This window comes from Gluconacetobacter azotocaptans (assembly GCF_014174355.1).
In the GTDB taxonomy this organism is placed as follows: Bacteria; Pseudomonadota; Alphaproteobacteria; order Acetobacterales; family Acetobacteraceae; genus Gluconacetobacter; species Gluconacetobacter azotocaptans.
This window is the reverse complement of record NZ_JABEQF010000017.1, coordinates 42480-59877: the sequence shown is the minus strand read 5'-3', so window position 1 is coordinate 59877 and position 17398 is coordinate 42480. Positions and strand designations below refer to the sequence as shown.

14 protein-coding genes are annotated in these 17398 nt (G+C 70.8%); 12 read left to right on the top strand and 2 right to left on the bottom strand.

What is annotated here, in order from left to right; translation table 11 throughout:
- Positions 1-72: 72 nt before the first annotated feature.
- The 10 genes from gltX (at position 73) to HLH34_RS16400 (ending at position 14025) form a co-directional block, all read left to right on the top strand.
- Positions 73-1473, top strand: coding sequence for a glutamate--tRNA ligase (gene gltX / locus HLH34_RS16445; protein WP_183120653.1), 1401 nt, complete (start codon positions 73-75; stop codon positions 1471-1473).
- On the top strand, positions 1470-2435 hold the full coding sequence (locus HLH34_RS16440; RefSeq protein WP_183120652.1) for an aspartate carbamoyltransferase catalytic subunit: 966 nt from the start codon (positions 1470-1472) through the stop codon (positions 2433-2435). The genes gltX and HLH34_RS16440 overlap by 4 nt, the downstream gene beginning before the upstream one ends.
- Positions 2432-3739 carry a dihydroorotase gene (gene pyrC, locus HLH34_RS16435; protein WP_183120651.1) on the top strand — a complete coding sequence of 436 codons (1308 nt, stop codon included), beginning with the start codon at positions 2432-2434 and terminating at the stop codon, positions 3737-3739. Before HLH34_RS16440 ends, pyrC begins: the two co-directional genes overlap by 4 nt.
- Positions 3736-4374, top strand: a complete 639-nt coding sequence (gene plsY, locus HLH34_RS16430; protein WP_183120650.1) for a glycerol-3-phosphate 1-O-acyltransferase PlsY — start codon at positions 3736-3738, stop codon at positions 4372-4374. Before pyrC ends, plsY begins: the two co-directional genes overlap by 4 nt.
- Positions 4375-4384: 10 nt before the next feature.
- A complete protein-coding gene (gene dprA / locus HLH34_RS16425) occupies positions 4385-5608 on the top strand; it encodes a DNA-processing protein DprA (RefSeq protein ID WP_183120649.1) in 1224 nt (407 codons plus the stop codon).
- Positions 5605-8367, top strand: a complete 2763-nt coding sequence (topA, locus tag HLH34_RS16420; RefSeq protein ID WP_183120648.1) for a type I DNA topoisomerase — start codon at positions 5605-5607, stop codon at positions 8365-8367. The genes dprA and topA overlap by 4 nt, the downstream gene beginning before the upstream one ends.
- A gap of 2 nt (positions 8368-8369) precedes the next feature.
- On the top strand, positions 8370-10670 hold the full coding sequence (gene rnr / locus HLH34_RS16415) for a ribonuclease R (RefSeq protein WP_183120647.1): 2301 nt from the start codon (positions 8370-8372) through the stop codon (positions 10668-10670).
- Positions 10670-12349: a S41 family peptidase gene (locus HLH34_RS16410; RefSeq protein WP_183120646.1), complete on the top strand. Its 1680-nt coding sequence runs from the start codon at positions 10670-10672 to the stop codon at positions 12347-12349. The genes rnr and HLH34_RS16410 overlap by 1 nt, the downstream gene beginning before the upstream one ends.
- Before the next feature lie 6 nt (positions 12350-12355).
- Complete coding sequence (locus tag HLH34_RS16405; RefSeq protein WP_183120645.1) at positions 12356-12694, top strand: DUF1491 family protein; 339 nt, start codon at positions 12356-12358, stop codon at positions 12692-12694.
- Positions 12695-12897: 203 nt separating this feature from the next.
- On the top strand, positions 12898-14025 hold the full coding sequence (locus HLH34_RS16400) for an OmpA family protein (protein ID WP_183120644.1): 1128 nt from the start codon (positions 12898-12900) through the stop codon (positions 14023-14025).
- Between the two features lie 213 nt (positions 14026-14238).
- On the opposite strand, the gene cysK is transcribed toward HLH34_RS16400, so the two are convergent.
- Positions 14239-15228 (bottom strand): cysteine synthase A, encoded by a 990-nt coding sequence (gene cysK / locus HLH34_RS16395; RefSeq protein ID WP_183120643.1) that lies wholly within the window; start codon positions 15226-15228, stop codon positions 14239-14241.
- A gap of 155 nt (positions 15229-15383) precedes the next feature.
- Between cysK and HLH34_RS16390 the strand changes: the two genes are divergently transcribed.
- Positions 15384-15833 (top strand): RrF2 family transcriptional regulator, encoded by a 450-nt coding sequence (locus HLH34_RS16390; protein ID WP_183120642.1) that lies wholly within the window; start codon positions 15384-15386, stop codon positions 15831-15833.
- 63 nt (positions 15834-15896) lie between these two features.
- Here HLH34_RS16390 and HLH34_RS16385 read toward each other — a convergent pair whose 3' ends face one another.
- On the bottom strand, positions 15897-16430 hold the full coding sequence (locus HLH34_RS16385; protein ID WP_183120641.1) for an Ig-like domain-containing protein: 534 nt from the start codon (positions 16428-16430) through the stop codon (positions 15897-15899).
- Between the two features lie 347 nt (positions 16431-16777).
- Between HLH34_RS16385 and HLH34_RS16380 the strand changes: the two genes are divergently transcribed.
- Positions 16778-17317, top strand: coding sequence for a hypothetical protein (locus HLH34_RS16380; RefSeq protein ID WP_183120640.1), 540 nt, complete (start codon positions 16778-16780; stop codon positions 17315-17317).
- Positions 17318-17398: the final 81 nt, after the last annotated feature.

Here is a 17398-nt window from a genome sequence, read left to right as displayed (position 1 = left end):
GCCCCGGATGCGGATCGGCCATATGCCGATCCCCCTGTAAGCAGGCGGCATCCCATGGTATGGAGCCGCCTCATGACCGTTCGTACGCGCTTCGCCCCGAGCCCCACCGGGTTGCTGCATATCGGCAACGCCCGTGCCGCCCTTTTCAACTTCCTCTATGCCCGCCACCATGGCGGCAAGTTCCTCCTGCGCATCGAGGACACCGACCGCGAGCGGTCGACCCAGCAGGCGGTGGACGTGCTGTTCGACGGGCTGGCCTGGATGGGGCTGACGCCGGACGAACAGCCGGTGTTCCAGTCCACCCGGCAGGCCCGCCATGCGGAAGTCGCGCACCATCTGCTGGCGCAGGGCCTGGCCTATCGCTGCTACTGCACGCCCCAGGAACTGCAGCAGATGCGCGAGCAGGCGATGGCCGAGGGCCGGCCTCCCCGCTACAACGGCTACTGGCGCGATCGCGACCCGTCCGAGGCCCCGCCCGGCGCGCCCTACACGGTACGCATCCGCGCCCCGCGCGAGGGCGAGACCACCCTCCCCGACCTGGTGCAGGGCGAAGTCCGCGTCGCCAACGCCGAAATGGACGACATGATCATCCTGCGCGCCGACGGCACGCCGGTCTATCAGCTGGCGGTGGTGGTGGACGACCATGACATGGACATCACCCACGTCATTCGCGGCGACGACCACCTGACCAACAGCTTCCGCCAGGCGATGATCTATCGCGCCATGGGCTGGAACCTGCCGGCCTTCGCGCACCTGCCGCTGATCCACGGCCCCGACGGGGCCAAGCTGTCCAAGCGGCACGGCGCCCAGTCGGTGGTGGAATTCCGCGAGATGGGATACCTGCCCGAGGCGCTGAACAACTACCTGCTGCGGCTGGGCTGGGGCCATGGCGACGCCGAGATCCTGTCCCGCGACGAGCAGATCCAGCTGTTCGACCTGGATGGCGTCGGCCGGTCGGCCTCGCGCATGGATTACGCCAAACTGCTGCATCTGAACGGCGTGTGGCTGCGCCAGGCCGACGATGCCCGCCTGGCGAACGACGTGGTCGAGCGGCTGGCCGGCCGGCCGGACGTGACGCTGGACGATATCACGCGCGCCCGCATCCAGGCCCTGATGCCCGGGTTGAAGGACCGCGCGAAGACGCTGGTGGACCTGGCCGACAGCGCCGCCTTCCTGGGCCGCCATGTCCCGCTGTCCTTCGACGCGAAGGCCGAGAAGCTGCTGACGCCCGAGGCCCGGACGATGCTGGGCCTGCTGGCCCGCGACCTGGCGGTGATCGACCCGTTCGACGCGCCGACGATCGACGCTACCCTGCGCCGCTTCGCCGAGCATCACGGCCACAAGCTGGGCCAGGTGGCGCAGCCGCTGCGCGCCGCGATGACCGGCACCACGACCTCGCCGGGCATCGACGCGACACTGGCGGCGCTGGGCCGGGACGAGGTGATGGCCCGGATCGGGGCCGTCGCGCAATGAGCGACGGACCCCGCGCCGCGCCACAACGTTTCTTCCCGCAATCGACGCGGCACCTGCTGGGCGTGCAGGGCATGCACCCCACGCGGATCGAGCCGTTTCTGGACCTGGCCGAGAGCTACGCGCTGATGAACCGGTCGCGCAAGACGCCGCGCGACCGGCTGCGCGGCCGGACGGTCATCAACCTGTTCTTCGAGGACAGCACCCGTACCCGCACCTCGTTCGAACTGGCGGGCAAGCGGCTGGGCGCCGACGTCATCAACATGACGGTGGCCAGTTCGTCGGTGAACAAGGGCGAGACCCTGCTGGACACCGCCACCACCCTGAACGCCATGCGGACCGACCTGCTGGTGGTGCGCCACGCGCAGTCCGGCGCGCCGGCGCTGCTGGCGCAGAAGGTCGATGCCAGCGTGGTCAATGCCGGCGACGGCACGCACGAACACCCGACCCAGGCGCTGCTGGACGCGCTGACCATCCGCCGGCATTTCGGCGGCCTGCACGGACTGACGGTCGCAATCTGCGGCGACGTCAGCCACAGCCGCGTCGCGCGGTCGAACATCCATCTGCTGACGGCGATGGGGGCAAGGGTGCGCGTGGTCGGGCCGCCGACCCTGATCCCCGGGGCCATCGGGGCGCTGGGCGTGGACGTCCATTACACGATGGAAGAGGGGCTGCGCGACGTGGACGTGGTCATGATGCTGCGTATGCAGCGCGAGCGCATGACCGGCGGGCAGGTGCCCAGCGCGCGCGAATATTTCCGCTTCTACGGGCTGGACCGCAGGCGGCTGGCGGTGGCGCGCCCCGGCGCCCTGGTCATGCATCCCGGCCCGATGAATCGCGGCGTGGAAATCGACAGCCGCGTCGCCGATTCCGACCAGAGCGTCATCCGCGAACAGGTCGAAATGGGCGTCGCCGTGCGCATGGCGGTGCTGGACCTGCTGTCGCGCGCCGGAGAACCGACGTGACCGCCATCCTGTTCGAAAACGTCCGCCTGATCGACCCGGCAAAGGGGCTTGACCGTCCGGGGCGCCTGCTGGTGCGCGACGGCGCCATTGCCGGCACCGACCTGCCCGGGGCCGAGGGCGCGCCCGAAGGCGCTGCCGTCGTCGACGGCGGGGGCGCGATCCTGTGCCCCGGCCTGGTGGACATGCGCGTCGCCATCGGCGAACCCGGCTTCGAGTACCGCGAGACCGTGGCCTCGGCCGCCCGGGCGGCGGCGGCGGGCGGCATCACCACCATGGCGGTGCTGCCCAACAGCCAGCCGGCGATCGACGACCCGGCGCTGGTCCGGCTGCTGCGCGCGCGGGGCGAGGAAACGGGCGTGGTCTCGATCCTGCCCTACGGCGCGCTGACCCGCCGGTGCGAGGGCGCCGAGATGGCCGAGATCGGCCTGCTGCACGAAGCCGGGGCCGTGGCCTTCACCGACGGCACCAGGGCCATCGCCGACACGCGGACCATGCGCCTGGCCCTGACCTATGCCCGCGGGTTCGACGCGCTGGTCGTCCAGCACCCCGAAGACCCGTCGCTGGCGCGCGGCGGCTGCGCCACGGATGGCGAACTGGCGACGCGGCTGGGGCTGCCGGGCATCCCTGCGGCGGCCGAGGCCATCATGATCGCCCGCGACCTGCGCCTGGTCGAACTGACGAAGGGGCGGCTGCATTTCGGCCATGTCTCGACCGCCGAGGGGGTGGAGCTGATCCGCGCGGCCAAGGCGCGCGGCCTGCGCGTCACCTGCGACACCGCGCCGCCCTATTTCGACCTGAACGAAACCGCGATCGGCGATTTCCGCACCTATGCCAAGCTGTCGCCGCCGTTGCGCGGCGAGGCCGACCGCCAGGCGATCTGCGCCGCCCTGGCCGACGGGACGATCGACGCCATCGCGTCCGACCATGCCCCGTGCGACGCCGACGACAAGCGCCAGCCCTTCGCCGTGGCGACGGCCGGGGGCACGGGCCTTGCCACCCTGCTGGCGGTGACGCTGGCGCAGGTGCATGGCGGCAGCCTGCCGATGATCGAGGCGCTGGGCCTGCTGACCCATCGCCCGGCGGCCCTGCTGGGTGCCGCCGCCGGAACGCTGGCCGATGGACGGCCGGCCGACCTGTGCCTGTTCGACCCCGACCGCGCCTGGCGCGTCGATGCCGACGACATGCCCGGCCGCGCCCAGAACACCCCCTTCGACGGCCGCGCGCTGGAGGGCCGGGTGCTGGGCACCTGGAAGGCCGGACGTCCCGTCTTTGCCCCCGCAACCACCGGGCAGCCCGCGCCATGACCGACACCGTTCCCGCCTTCGCCCTGCCGCTGCTGGCGGCCATCGCGGCCCTGTCCTACTGCATCGGCAGCATCCCCTTCGGCCTGCTGCTGACGCAGGTCGGCGGCGCCGGCGATATCCGCCAGATCGGGTCGGGCAATATCGGCGCCACCAACGTGCTGCGCACGGGCCGGCGCGGCCTGGCGGCGGCGACCCTACTGCTGGACGGGGCCAAGGGGGCATTCGCCGTCGTCTGCGCCTTCGTCCTGTCGCCCTTCCATACCGGCCAGGCCGAGGCGGTCGCCGCCCTGTTCGCCGTCGTCGGCCATTGCTTCCCGATCTGGCTGAAATTCCGGGGCGGCAAGGGCGTCGCCACCGGGCTGGGCGCGGCGCTGGCCCTGTCGCCGCTGGCCGGCATCGCCTGCTGCGCCATCTGGCTGGGCGTGGCAAAGCTGACGAAACTGTCGTCGGCGGGGGCGCTGGCGGCGTTCGTGGCGTTGCCGCTGCTGCTGACGGCGCTGGGCGGCGGCGATCCGCGCGCGCCGGTCGCGATGGCCGGCCTGCTGATCGCCCTGCTGGTCATCGGCCGCCATCACGAAAATATCCGTCGCCTGCTGGCCGGGACCGAACCCCGAATCGGCCGGTCCCGTCCGTGAGCCCCCGCCCGTGAACCCGCGCCGGCCGCTGGCCGCCCACCTGCGCCTGGCGCGCACCGAGGGGGTCGGTCCGGTCGGCTATCGCAAGCTGCTGCTGGACTATGGCGACGCCGAGACGGCGCTGGCCGCCCTGCCCGCCCGTGCCCGGGCGGCGGGGCGGGCCAGCCGCCTGCGTATTCCCCCGCCGGACGAGATCGAACGGGAAATCGCCGGCACCGCCGCCATCGGCGGACGGATCCTGGTCCTGGGCGATCCCGATTATCCCGCGATGCTGGCCGACCTCCACGACGCGCCGCCCGTCCTGTCGGTACTGGGCGATGCGGCGCGGCTGGGCGGGCGCGCCGTCGCCATCGTCGGCGCCCGCAACGCCTCGTCGGGCGGCGCGCGCATGGCCGAAAGCCTGGCGGCCACCCTGGCGGCGCATGGGGTTTCGATCGTCTCGGGCCTGGCGCGGGGCATCGACGCCGCCGCCCATCGCGGCGCCCTGCATGGCGGTGCCCCCCATGGCGGCAACTTGGGCGCGGGGGTCACGATCGCGGCCATCGCCGGCGGGCTGGACCGCCCCTATCCGCCCGAACACGCAGAATTGCAGAACGCGATCGCCCGCCACGGCGTGGTGGTGACCGAGACCCCACTGGGCATCGCCCCGCAGCAGGGCCATTTCCCCCGGCGCAACCGCCTGATCGCCGGCCTGTCGCTGGGCTGCGTGGTGATCGAGGCCGCGCTGCGCTCGGGCAGCCTGATCACCGCCGACATGGCGGTAAATTACGGCCGCACGCTGTTCGCCGTCCCCGGATCGCCGCTGGACCCACGCTGCCGGGGCAGCAACGACCTGCTGCGGCGCGGCGCAGTGCTGACGGAAAACGAACAGGACGTACTGGCCGAACTGCCCCCCGCGCCAGTGGCCCGGCCGCAGGCGGCGGGCCCGTCCAGCCCCCCGGCCGGCCGCCCCGCACAGGAAATGAAAGCGGGCGAGGCGCCCCTTCCCCGGCCCCCTTCGGGGTCCGGGGACATGCGCGACGCAATCCTGTCCCTGCTGTCTTTCACGCCAACGCCGGTTGACGATCTTGTACGGCGCTGCCAGTTCTCGGCATCGGCTATCCTGACCGCGCTGTCGGAGCTGGAGCTGGCGGGCGATGTCGAAACCCTTCCCGGGGGAAGCGTCGTGCTGCCATCCGCACCCACCGACACCGGCCGGCCCTGGAACGAGATGCGTAATCCGGAGACAGAATGACTGACGTCGTCGTGGTCGAATCGCCTGCCAAGGCGAAGACGATCAACAAGTATCTGGGGGACGGATTCACGGTTCTCGCCTCGTTCGGCCATGTCCGCGACCTGCCGCCGAAGGACGGAAGCGTCCGCCCGGACGAGAATTTCGCCATGGACTGGGAATCCGACGAGCGCGGCAACCGCCAGATCACGGCCATTGCCAAGGCCCTGCGCGGCGCGCGGCATCTGTACCTGGCCACCGATCCGGATCGCGAGGGCGAGGCTATCTCGTGGCATGTCCGCGCGGTGCTCGAGGAGCGGAACCTGCTGAAGGGGGTGGACGTCCAGCGCGTTACCTTCAACGAGATCACCAAGTCCGCCATCCGCGCGGCGATGGCCCAGCCGCGCGACCTGGACCAGCCGCTGATCGAGGCGTACATGGCGCGCCGGGCATTGGATTACCTGGTGGGCTTCACCCTGTCGCCGGTGCTGTGGCGCAAGCTGCCGGGCTCGCGCAGCGCCGGGCGCGTGCAATCGGTGTCGCTGCGCCTGATCTGCGAGCGCGAAGCCGAGATCGAAGCGTTCCGCAGCCGCGAATACTGGACCGTCGCCGCCCAGTTCACCACGCCCGGCGGCGCGCCCTTCACCGCGCGGCTGACGCACCTGGCCGGCCGCAAGCTGGAACAGTTCGACCTGAATGACGAGGCCGGCGCCATGGCGGCCAAGGCCGCCGTCGAAGGCGGCCGCTTCGCCGTCCGCTCGGTCGAACGGCGCAAGGTCCGCCGCAACCCGCCGCCGCCCTTCACGACCTCGACCCTGCAGCAGGAAGCCTCGCGCAAGCTGGGCATGGGCGCGCAGGCCACCATGCGCACCGCCCAGCAACTATACGAAGGCATCGACCTGGGCGGCGAGACGGTCGGCCTGATCACCTACATGCGAACCGACGGCGTGCAGATGGCCGGCGAGGCCATCGCCGCCATCCGCACCCATATCGGCGAGAGCTTCGGCGCGCCCTATGTGCCGGACAAGGCGCGGATCTACTCCACCAAGGCCAAGAACGCGCAGGAAGCGCACGAGGCGATTCGCCCCACCGAAATCACCCGCACGCCCGCCAGCGTCGCCCGCCACCTGACGGACGACCAGCGGCGGCTGTACGACCTGGTCTGGAAACGCTCGGTCGCCAGCCAGATGCAATCGGCCGAACTGGACCAGGTGATCGTCGAGATCACGGATGCCGGCGGCGCGGCCGGCCTGCGCGCCACCGGTTCGATGATCGCCTTCGACGGGTTCCTGAAGCTGTACAGCGAAGGCCGGGACGACGCCGGCCAGAAGGACGAGCAGGACGACGACAGCCGGATGCTGCCGCCGATGCGCGAGCGCGATCCGCTGAAGACCGGCGACGTCGCCGCCGACCAGCATTTCACCCAGCCGCCGCCCCGCTATTCCGAGGCGTCGCTGGTCAAGAAGATGGAAGAGATCGGGATCGGCCGGCCGTCGACCTATGCCTCGATCCTGTCGGTGCTGCGCGACCGCAACTATGTCCGCCTCGACGCCCGCCGCTTCGTCCCCGAGGATCGCGGCCGGCTGGTCACGGCGTTCCTGACCTCGTTCTTCGAACGCTATGTCGACACGCAGTTCACGGCGGGGCTGGAGGAGCAGCTTGACGACATCTCGGGTGGGCGGGCCGACTGGCGCGACGTCATGTCGGCCTTCTGGCAGGATTTCTCGCGCGCGGTGGACCAGACGAAGGATCTGAAGATCTCCGACGTCATCAATGCGCTGGATGCCGACCTGGCCCCGCATTTCTTCCCCGCCCGGCCCGACGGCGGCGACCCGCGCGTCTGCACCGCCTGCGGCACCGGCCGGCTGGGGCTGAAGCTGGGGCGGTACGGGGCGTTCATCGGCTGCTCCAACTACCCCACCTGCCAGTTCACCCGCCGCCTGGTGGTGGACCCCAAGGAGGAGGGCGAGGCCGACACGCTGAAGGACGGCATGCGCGTCCTGGGCCAGTCCCCGGCCGGCGAGGACGTGACCGTGCGGCGCGGCCCGTGGGGGCTTTACGTCCAGCAGGGCGAACCCGACCCCGAAGACAAGAAGGCCAAGCCCCGGCGCGCCACCATCCCGCGCGGGATCGAAGGCGACAAGATCACGCTGGACCAGGCGCTGGGCCTGCTGTCCCTGCCCCGCCTCGTCGGCATCCACCCCGACACCGGCGAGCAGATCGAGGCCGGGCTGGGCCGCTTCGGCCCGTATGTGAAGATGGGCGCGGTCTACGGCTCGCTGGACAAGGACGACGACATCCTGACGGTCGGGCTGAACCGCGCGGTCGACGTGCTGGCGCGCAAGCTGGCCTCGGTCCGTACCATCGCGCCGCATCCCAAGGACGGCGAGCCCGTCATCGTGCGCAAGGGCCGCTTCGGCCCCTACATCCAGCATGGGCAGATGGTGGCCAACCTGCCGCGCGGCGAGGCCATGGAAGACGTGACGCTGGATCAGGCGGTGGCGCTGCTGGCCGAAAAGGGCAAACCGCTGAAGCCGAAGGGCAAGGCCGCCGCGAAGAAGACCCCGGCTCGCCGGACCAAAGCCGCCGCGACCGACGCCGACGCGCCGAAGAAGGCGGCTGCCCCCCGCAAGGCCGCGCCCAAGAAGGCCGCCACCACGAAGACCAAGGCCGCAGGCGCGAAGGCGACCGCCAAGACGGCAACCAAGGCAGCAACCAAGGCAGCAACCAAGACGGGGACGACGACGCGGACACGGCGCGCAGCGGCCAGCGAGGCCGGTTGAGCATGGGGGGACGGGACCTGACCGACCCGCCGCCCGACCGCCTTCCGACCGCCCCCCCGCCCCACGCGGACGGCCTGCCGGACCGCGAGGCCCTGCGGCGTTTCATTACGGAATCCGCCGGCCGCGTCGGCAAGCGCGAGATCAGCCGCGCCTTCGGCCTGGGGCCGCAGCACAAGGCCGCCCTGCGCGCGCTGCTGCGCGACTTGGCGCTGGAGGGCACGCTGGTCCCGGCCGGGGCCAAGCGGTTCCGGGCATCGTCGGCGCTGCCCGAGGCCACGGTGGTGCAGGTCACCGGCACCGACCCGGACGGCGACCCGGTGGCGCGCCCGGTCGCCTGGGACGGCGACGGGCCTGCTCCGGTGGTCTTCATGCACCCCGAACAGAAGGGCCGCCCGGCGCTGGCGCCGGGCGAGCGCGTGGTGGCGCGGCTGAAGCGCCTCGGCCCCGGCCGGTACGAAGGCCGGACCCTGCGCCGGCTGACCGATGCGCCCGGGCGGATCGTCGGCCTGTTCCGCCCCACCCCTGCGACCGGCGACGCTCCGCCCCACCTGGGCGCCGAGGCCGGGCGCGTGATTCCCGCCGACAAGCGGTCCAAGGCCGAATGGATCGTCCCGGCGGCCGAGACGCTGGGGGCGGAGGGGGACGAGATCGTCATCGCCGAACCTCTGCCGCAGGCCGGGCCGGGCCTGAAATCGGCACGGATCGTCGAACGGCTGGGCCGGATGGGCGACCCGCGATCGGTCAGCCTGCTGGCCATCCACACCCACGGCATTCCCGACGCCTTCCCCGCCGAGGCGCTGGCCGAGGCCGAACGCGCGCGCGGCGTATCCGCCGCGGGCCGCGAGGACCTGCGCGCGGTGCCGCTGATCACCATCGATGGCGCCGACGCGCGCGATTTCGACGACGCGGTCTATGCCGAACCCGACGGCGACGGCTTCCGGCTGATCGTCGCCATCGCCGACGTGGCGCATTACGTCCGTCCCGGATCGGCACTGGACCGCGAGGCGCAGCGGCGCGGCAATTCGGTCTATTTCCCCGACCGGGTGGTCCCGATGCTGCCCGAGGCCCTGTCGAACGGCTGGTGTTCGCTGCGCCCCGGCGAGGATCGCGGCTGCCTGTTCGCCGAAATCCATATCGACGCCTCCGGCACCAAGACCCGCCACCGCTTCGGCCGCGGCATCATGCGCAGCGCCGCCCGCCTGACCTATGACCAGGCCCAGCAGGCCGACGAGGCGGACCCCGGCGAGAGCGAGAACGGGAGCGCACTGCCCGACGGGCTGATCACAACGCTGTTTGCGGCATGGCGCGCCCTGTCGACGGCGCGGGCGCGACGTGGCACGCTGGACCTCGATCTGCCCGAGCGTCTGGTGCGATTCGACCCCCAGGGACGGATCGCCTCGATCGACCCGCGGCCCCGTTACGACAGCCATCGCCTGATCGAGGAATTCATGGTGCTGGCCAACGTCGCCGCCGCCGAGGAACTGGATCGCCGCCGCCGGCCGTGTCTGTACCGCATCCATGCCCCGCCCTCGCCGGAACGGGCCGAGGCCATGCGCGACAGCCTGTCCACGCTGGGCTACGACCTGCCGCCCGTGGGGACGATGCGGGCGCGCGACCTGGATGCGGTGCTGGATCGCGCATCGGGCACCGACGCCGCCGGCCTGGTCAACGAAACGATCCTGCGGGCGCAGAGCCAGGCGGAATACAGCCCCGACAACATCGGCCATTTCGGCCTGGCCCTGCCGGCCTACGCCCATTTCACCAGCCCGATCCGCCGTTATGCCGATTTGATGGTCCATCGCGCCCTGGTCGGCATGGGCACCACCCCGCCCGACGGCCTGCCCGCCGCCGACGCCGCCCGGCTGGACGAGATCGGCGCGCAGGTCAGCGCGACCGAGCGCCGCGCCGCCCTGGCCGAGCGCGAGACGACCGAACGCTATGTCGCCGCCTGGCTGGGCGAGCAGGTGGGATGCGAATGTGATGGCCATGTGTCCGGTGTAACCCGGTTCGGTCTCTTCGTGACGTTGACGCAGACCGGCGCCACGGGTCTGGTACCGCTTTCCACCCTGTCCGACGATGTCTGGATGTACGACGAATCGACCCAAACCCTGCGTGCCCGCCCCCCGCACGGCCAACAGGGCGGCATGCGCTTTCAGCTGGCCCAGAAGGTGACGGTCCGTCTGGTCGAAGCCACGCCGGTGACCGGCGGCCTGCTGTTCGCGCTGGCCGGGCCCCAGGCCCCGGCACGTCGCGACCCTGCCGCGCGCGGGCCGCGCCGTCCGCGTGGCGCACGCCCGCGCTGATGCGCCCCCTGACATCCCCCGTTCCGGCGGGCCTGTCCCCGTCCCGCCCGCGCGGGGCGGCACGGCGGGGCACGCCCTTCGCGCGGGCGGCGCGGCCCATCGCCCTGATGCTGATCGTGATGCTTCTGGTCGCACCCGTCGCCACCCGTGCCTCCGACCCGGCCGCCACCCTGCCCCCCGCCCCGGGGGGGCGGCAGACACCCGATGCACAGCCCGCTCTGGACGCGGAGCTGATGAATTCCGTCATCGGCGCGGCCCTGGCCTTCCTGACCCCCCGCACGCTGGACAGCCACAGCGCGCGCGAATTCTGCCTGTGGGGCCTGAACGGGCTGGGCGCGATCGACCCGTCCCTGGGGGTCAACGCGCAGGCCGGCCAGGTACGGCTGTCGCTGGGGCAGGACACGCTGCTTGCGCTGCCCGCGCCGCCGGACACCGACCAGACCGGCTGGACCGCCCTGGCCGTCCGCCTGATGCAGGCCGCCTGGGCGCGTTCCGCCCCGATGCGCGACGCCGGGGCGGACGGCACGCTGCAAGGCTTCTTCGACGAATTGTTCAACCATATGGACCCGTATTCGCGCTACGTGGCCCCATCGCCCGCCACCACCGACCGTGACAGCCGCACCGGCGGGACGGCCGGGGCCGGGCTGACGCTGGGCCATGACGCGCGCTCGATCCTGATCACCGGGGTCAATGCCAACGGGCCGGCCTGGGCCGAGGGCCTGTCCAGCGGCCAGCGGATATATGCGGTCAACGGGCGCTCGACCCGCGACCAGACGCCCGCGACCGTCAGCCAGTGGCTGCTGGGCGAGGTCGGCAGCAAGGTCACGCTGCTGGTGGGCGACGAGCGGACACGGCGCACGGTGGTGCTGCACCGCGCCTCCGTTCCGCCCGAAACGGTCTTCGCCTACGCCAGCAACCACACGATCGTGATCCGCGTCACGGCGTTCTCGGCCGATACCGCCGAGGAAATGAGCCAGTATCTGGACCAGGCGTCCGACGACCCGCATCTGCGCGGGCTGGTGCTGGACCTGCGCGGCAACCGGGGCGGGGTGCTGCAGCAGGCGGTGACGACCAGCGCGCTGATGCTGGACCGGGGGGTCGCAGCGATCACCCACGGGCGCGACCCGCAGGCCAATCATATCTGGGCGGTGCAGGGCGGCGACATGACCGGCGGCGCGCCGATCGTGATCCTGGTGGACGGCCGCACGGCCAGTGCGGCCGAAATCCTGGCCGCCGCCCTGGCCGATCACCGCCGCGCCGTGGTCGTGGGCAGCGCCACCCTGGGCAAGGGCCTGGTGCAGACCATCGGCCAGATGCCCGACGGCGGCGAACTGTTCGTGACCTGGAGCCGCGTCCTGGCCCCGCAGGGCTGGCCGCTGCAAGGGCTGGGCGTGATGCCGCAGATCTGCACCAGCCGGGGCGAGGCCGACCTGGAACGGCAGCTGCAGGACCTCGCCGGCGGCACGGTGGACATGCGCGACGCGGTGCAGGCCGCGCGGGCCGCGCGCTTTCCGCTGCCCGTGTCGCGCATACTGGACATCCGCAAGGCCTGCCCGGCGGCCATCGGCACCGATTCGGACCTCGACGCCGCGCGGTCGCTGATCGACAATCCGGCGGAATACCGCGCGGCCCTGACCGCGATCCCCGACGACATCGCCTATGCCCCCCAGGCCGAGTAGGACCTCATGACCGAAGCCCGCCTGCGCACCGGCCTGTGGGCCGCCGCCGTCATCCGCCATGCGAACCAGACCGGCCACCCCGCGATGGTCCTGCGGCGGGGCGACGCCGACGCGGGCGGGGTGCTGGCCGTCCTGCTGGGCCGCGACGGCCGCCTGTCGGTGCTGGGCCAGACCCGGGCGCCCGACGGCCGCCCCGCCTGGATCAGGGGCACCGGGGCCGATCCGGTCGACCAGCAGACCGCCGACGCCTACATCGCCCGGCAGGTCGGGCGCGACCCCGATCTGTGGGTGCTGGAATTCGACGCCCCCGACCTGCTTCCGCCCTTCGAGGCCCTGCTGATCTGACTGCCGTGCGGTGTGTCCACCGGCACACACTGCGCGGTCGCCGTCACCGTCGCGCCGCATTCGACGGGCCGCATGGCACCTATGGATTGCCATAAGCCCATCTTTCGGCAAAAGAAGGCAGAGACTGGCAGCCCACCGAACCATGTCGCATTCAGTCGCCCGGACATCATGCCGTCACGTCCGGCGAGGGGAGAGAAGAAATTATGAAATTGCGGCACGGACTGCTCACGGGGTCAATTCTGGCGGCGATGGCCGTCCTCGGTCCCGTCCTTTCCGTCGCCCCGGCATCTGCCCAGCCCGTCCAGGGGCTGTATGTCGCCGGCGAAGGCGGGGCCAGCTTCAACCAGGACCAGCGCGTCCGGTCGTCGCCCAACTTCCCCGACGGACGCGACAGCTACCATACCGGCGTCACCGGCATCGGCAGCGTCGGCTGGGGCCTGGGCAACGGGTTCCGTGTCGAGGTTGAGGGCGACTACCGCAATAACGGGCTGAAGAATTTCGGCTCGACCCAGGGCCACGGACGCCAGCAGACCTATGGCGTCATGGCCAACGCCCTGTTCGACCTGGATATCGGCAAAAGCTGGCTGTTTCCGTATTTCGGCGCCGGCGTCGGCTATGCCTGGCAGGCGATGAACGCGGGCGCGACCGGGCCGGGCTTCGACCAGCAGATCGGCGGCACCTTCGGCAATTTCGCATATCAGGGCATCTTCGGCCTGGCGTTCCCGATGCCGTGGGTGGTCGGCCTGTCGGCGACGGCGGAATACCGGTTCTGGACGATGCTGGGCCCGCAATCGCACGGCGCGCGCTCGATCGGCACCGTCGGCGGCTATAACAGCGTCAAGGACTTCGGAATCGCGACCGGCAACCGCGATACCATGACCGATTTCAACCATTCGCTGATGCTGGGCCTGCGCTACGAATTCAACCCCGCGCCGCCGCCCCCGCCGCCCGCGCCCGAACCGGCCGCCCCCGCCCCGATGCAGAGCCGCACCTATCTGGTGTTCTTCGACTGGGACAAGGCGGTGCTGACCGACCGCGCCCGCGCCATCGTGGCCACCGCGGCCCAGGCCTCGACCCACACCGGGACGACGCGGATCGAAGTCGACGGCTATACCGACAATTCGGCCGCCCATCCCGGCCCGCGCGGCACGCGCTACAACATGGCGCTGTCCTTGCGCCGCGCCCAGACGGTCCAGGCCGAACTGGTCCGCGACGGCGTACCCGGCACGGCGATCGACATCCAGGGCTTCGGCGAAACCCACCCCCTGGTGCCCACCGGCCCCAACACGCGCGAACCCCAGAACCGGCGCGTGGAAATCATCCTGCACTGACGCCACAGGGAAACGCGCCCAAGCGCGTTTCCCGACGCCGGTTTCCACCCAAAATCGGTCTGCAAACGCGGTTTGCCGAGCGAGAGTGCCGCCACGCGGCACGGCCGGCGCGTGTTTCCGGGCACTGGAGCGGAGCGGCCTTCATGGCCGTGAGCACCAGCGCGCAGGAAACGCGCGTCGGATCGCCGGCAAAATGCGTTTACAGACCGATTTTCAGGCCAGGCCGGTGAAGAGGGAGGTGGACAGATACCGTTCCGCGAACGAGGGCGCGATGACGACGATCGTCTTGCCCTTGTTTTCCTCACGCTCGGCCAGCTTCAGGCCGGCATGCAGCGCCGCCCCCGATGAAATGCCGATCGGCACGCCGTCCAGCCGGGCGCAGCGCCGGGCGGCGGCGATCGCCTCGCGCTCGGACACCGTCAGCACGCCGTCCAGCGCGGCCAGGTCCAGCGTCTGCGGGCAGAAGCCCGGGCCGATGCCCTGAATGCCGTGCGGCCCGGCCTCGTCGCCGTTCAGGATCGCGCTTTCGACCGGTTCCACCCCGTAGACCTCCAGCCCCTCCTTGCGGGGCTTCAGCGCGTGGGCGATGCCGCTGGCGGTGCCGCCGGTCCCCACGCCCGCCACCACGATGTCCACCGCGCCGTCGGTGTCCGTCCAGATCTCCTCGGCCGTCGTCGCGCCGTGGATCGCGGGGTTGTCGGGGTTGTCGAACTGGCGCGGCATCCAGGAATTGGGCGTCTTCTTCAGGATGTCCTCGGCCCGGGCGATGGCGCCGGCCATGCCCAGCCGCGCCGGCGTCAGCTCCAGTTGCGCATCCAGCAGGCGCAGCATCTTGCGCCGCTCCATCGACGCTCCCTCGGGCATCGTCACGATCAGGCGATAGCCGCGCGCCACGGCCACGAAGGCCAGCGAAATGCCGGTATTGCCCGATGTCGGCTCGACCAGCACCGTCTTGCCCGGCGTGATCTCACCCCGCCGCTCGGCGGCCAGCACCATCGCCGCCCCGATCCGGTCCTTCACCGACGCCAGCGGATTGAAGAATTCCAGCTTCAGCAGGATCCGGCTGGCGATCTCGTCCTCGCGGGTCAGGTGGGGCAAGGCCACCAGAGGCGTCCCCCCGACCGTCTCGATGATCGACTCGTACACCCGTCCCCGGGGGGGTGCCAGGCCCATCCGGCCGTCCGCCGCCGCCGTCTTGTCCATGTTCGCGTCTCTCCTCGAAATCCCTGTCGCGAATTTAATCGTAATCCCCGACATAATCCACCATCACACCAAACAGAAGCGTGGATCATCGCCGCCGATGCTGTTAGATTCGCTCCATCGTACGATGGACAACAACAGGACAAGGGGTCAGAGGCATGCTTCTTCGGCGTGACAGGGCGATGATTGCGGTGCTGATCATGCTGGACGTCGCGTTCCATGCCGGGCGCAGCGGCACCGTCAGCGCCGCCGACATCGCCGAGCGCGCCGGCCTGGCCCGGCGCGGCATCGAACCCCTGCTCCAGACGCTGTCGCGGTCCAATCTGCTGGAAAGCGTGCGCGGACCGCGCGGCGGCTATCGCCTGGGCCGGCCCCGGCGCGACATTACCCTGGCCGACATCGTCGAGATCGCGACCGCCGACGATTCGTCGTCCGACGACGGGCCGGCCGGGGCGCTATTCGCCCGCGTGGTCGAGCCCTGTTGGCAGAAACTGGATGACGCCGTGGCCGTCCAGTGCCGGAAGCTCAGCCTGGACGACCTGGTCCGGCGCGCCGAATCCAGCGGCATGCGCCGCCCGCTGGCCGAACCGATCACTTTTTCGATCTGACAGCCCGATCCGGCCGGGCGGGACGTCGCGTCCCGATCCGGCGCGGATCGGGAGCAGGCCGCATCAATGCCTGGTGGCGGCCTTGCGGCGGCGCGCGGGCGTCGCGGCCGGCTTGGCGGGCGCCACCGGGGCCGTGACGGCCGGCACGGGCACCACGACGCCCGTGGCGTCCACGGTGGCCGTGACCCCCAGATATTCGCGCGGCAGGCCCGTCCCACGGATCAACGTCACCGTGAACCGATCCTGTCCGGCATAGGCCGTATTGGGCGTGTATGTCACATAAGTGTGATTATTGTAATTATAGATGAATGCCTTGCCGTGCTCCGGCGCGGGCGACACCCCGAATGAGGCATAGGCCTGACCGCCGGACTGCTGGACCGTGACGCCGCAATTGCCGTCGTCGCTGCGCACGGTCATCGTCGCGGTCATCTGGCCCGGCGACGCCGAACGCACCGGCCCGACTTGGCACACCGCCGAACGCTTGAGGTACCCGAACGGATTGGCCGGTCCCCCCGCCTGAGGCATCGGCTTGTTCACACACCCGGCCAGCATGGCGCCTGCCGTGACCAGGATTGCAGAAGACAGTCGCACTCGCACTCGTCGGCTCCGCTCGTTCAATGTCGTCCGCGCCCGCCAGGGGGCGCGTCACCGGCATTCGCTCTAGAACAACGGCGGCCGACACGAAAGTCCTATCCGCCGCCGCGCCGGCGGACCCTAACCCAATCCTTGCGAGTCGGCGACCGTCGCGATAGAAGCCGAGCCATACCCCATCCGCCGGAGGGACGGTGCCGAATGCGGGCCGGGCGGCAGAATTCGATTGCCAACGCCATGGGCAAGGTTATTCTTGCCATTCTAGATATCTAGCTCGCCTAGTTCACATACCGGTTCATGTGGCAGATCACAGGTCCGGTGCTGCGTTTCGCTCGGTCTGGAGAATCCATACGATGTCTTTCTCGATTTGGCGCGCCGCCGTGGCCGGCCTGGCCCTTGCCGGCCTTGTGAACGGCGAGGCCGCGTTCGCCGCCACGCAATGCACGTCCTCGCCCGCGCATGAGGCGTTCGACGTGCAGGGCCTCAAGAGCGAACTGATGGTCACCGCGCTGTCGTGCAACATGCAGGACAAATACAACGCCTTCGTCGGCAAGTTCCGCGCCAAGCTGCTTGCCGAGGAAAACACGCTGAATGCGTATTTCCACACGACCTACGGCCGCACCGGCCAGCGCGAGCATGACGACTACATCACCCAGCTGGCCAACGTGCAGTCCGAGCGCGGGCTGAAATCCGGCACCGCGTTCTGCGACCAGCGCGTCGCCATGTTCGACGAGGTCGCCGCCCTCGAATCCTCGGCCGACCTGTCCAGCTACGCCCAGGCCAAGGACATCATCCAGCCGGCGTCGTACGAAACCTGCGCCGCCCCCGAGCGCGTGCTCCGCACCGAGGTGCGGACCCGCTACCGCCACGCGCGCCCCGCGGCACGCAGCTAAAGGGACCGGCACGCGGTCACCTCAGGGGGATGGCAGCGAACGGAACCACGGCCGGGACGGATGTCCCGGCCTTTTTTCATG

Excerpts from the sequence above, each read along its gene's own strand:
- gltX (WP_183120653.1), top strand. The coding sequence starts at position 73 with ATGACCGTTCGTACGCGCTTCGCCCCGAGCCCCACCGGGTTGCTGCAT.
- HLH34_RS16380 (WP_183120640.1), top strand. The coding sequence starts at position 16,778 with ATGTCTTTCTCGATTTGGCGCGCCGCCGTGGCCGGCCTGGCCCTTGCC.
- HLH34_RS16410 (WP_183120646.1), top strand. The coding sequence starts at position 10,670 with ATGCGCCCCCTGACATCCCCCGTTCCGGCGGGCCTGTCCCCGTCCCGC.
- HLH34_RS16440 (WP_183120652.1), top strand. The coding sequence starts at position 1,470 with ATGAGCGACGGACCCCGCGCCGCGCCACAACGTTTCTTCCCGCAATCG.
- HLH34_RS16400 (WP_183120644.1), top strand. The coding sequence starts at position 12,898 with ATGAAATTGCGGCACGGACTGCTCACGGGGTCAATTCTGGCGGCGATG.
- HLH34_RS16390 (WP_183120642.1), top strand. The coding sequence starts at position 15,384 with ATGCTTCTTCGGCGTGACAGGGCGATGATTGCGGTGCTGATCATGCTG.
- plsY (WP_183120650.1), top strand. The coding sequence starts at position 3,736 with ATGACCGACACCGTTCCCGCCTTCGCCCTGCCGCTGCTGGCGGCCATC.
- HLH34_RS16405 (WP_183120645.1), top strand. The coding sequence starts at position 12,356 with ATGACCGAAGCCCGCCTGCGCACCGGCCTGTGGGCCGCCGCCGTCATC.
- cysK (WP_183120643.1), bottom strand. The coding sequence starts at position 15,228 with ATGGACAAGACGGCGGCGGCGGACGGCCGGATGGGCCTGGCACCCCCC.
- rnr (WP_183120647.1), top strand. The coding sequence starts at position 8,370 with ATGGGGGGACGGGACCTGACCGACCCGCCGCCCGACCGCCTTCCGACC.
- topA (WP_183120648.1), top strand. The coding sequence starts at position 5,605 with ATGACTGACGTCGTCGTGGTCGAATCGCCTGCCAAGGCGAAGACGATC.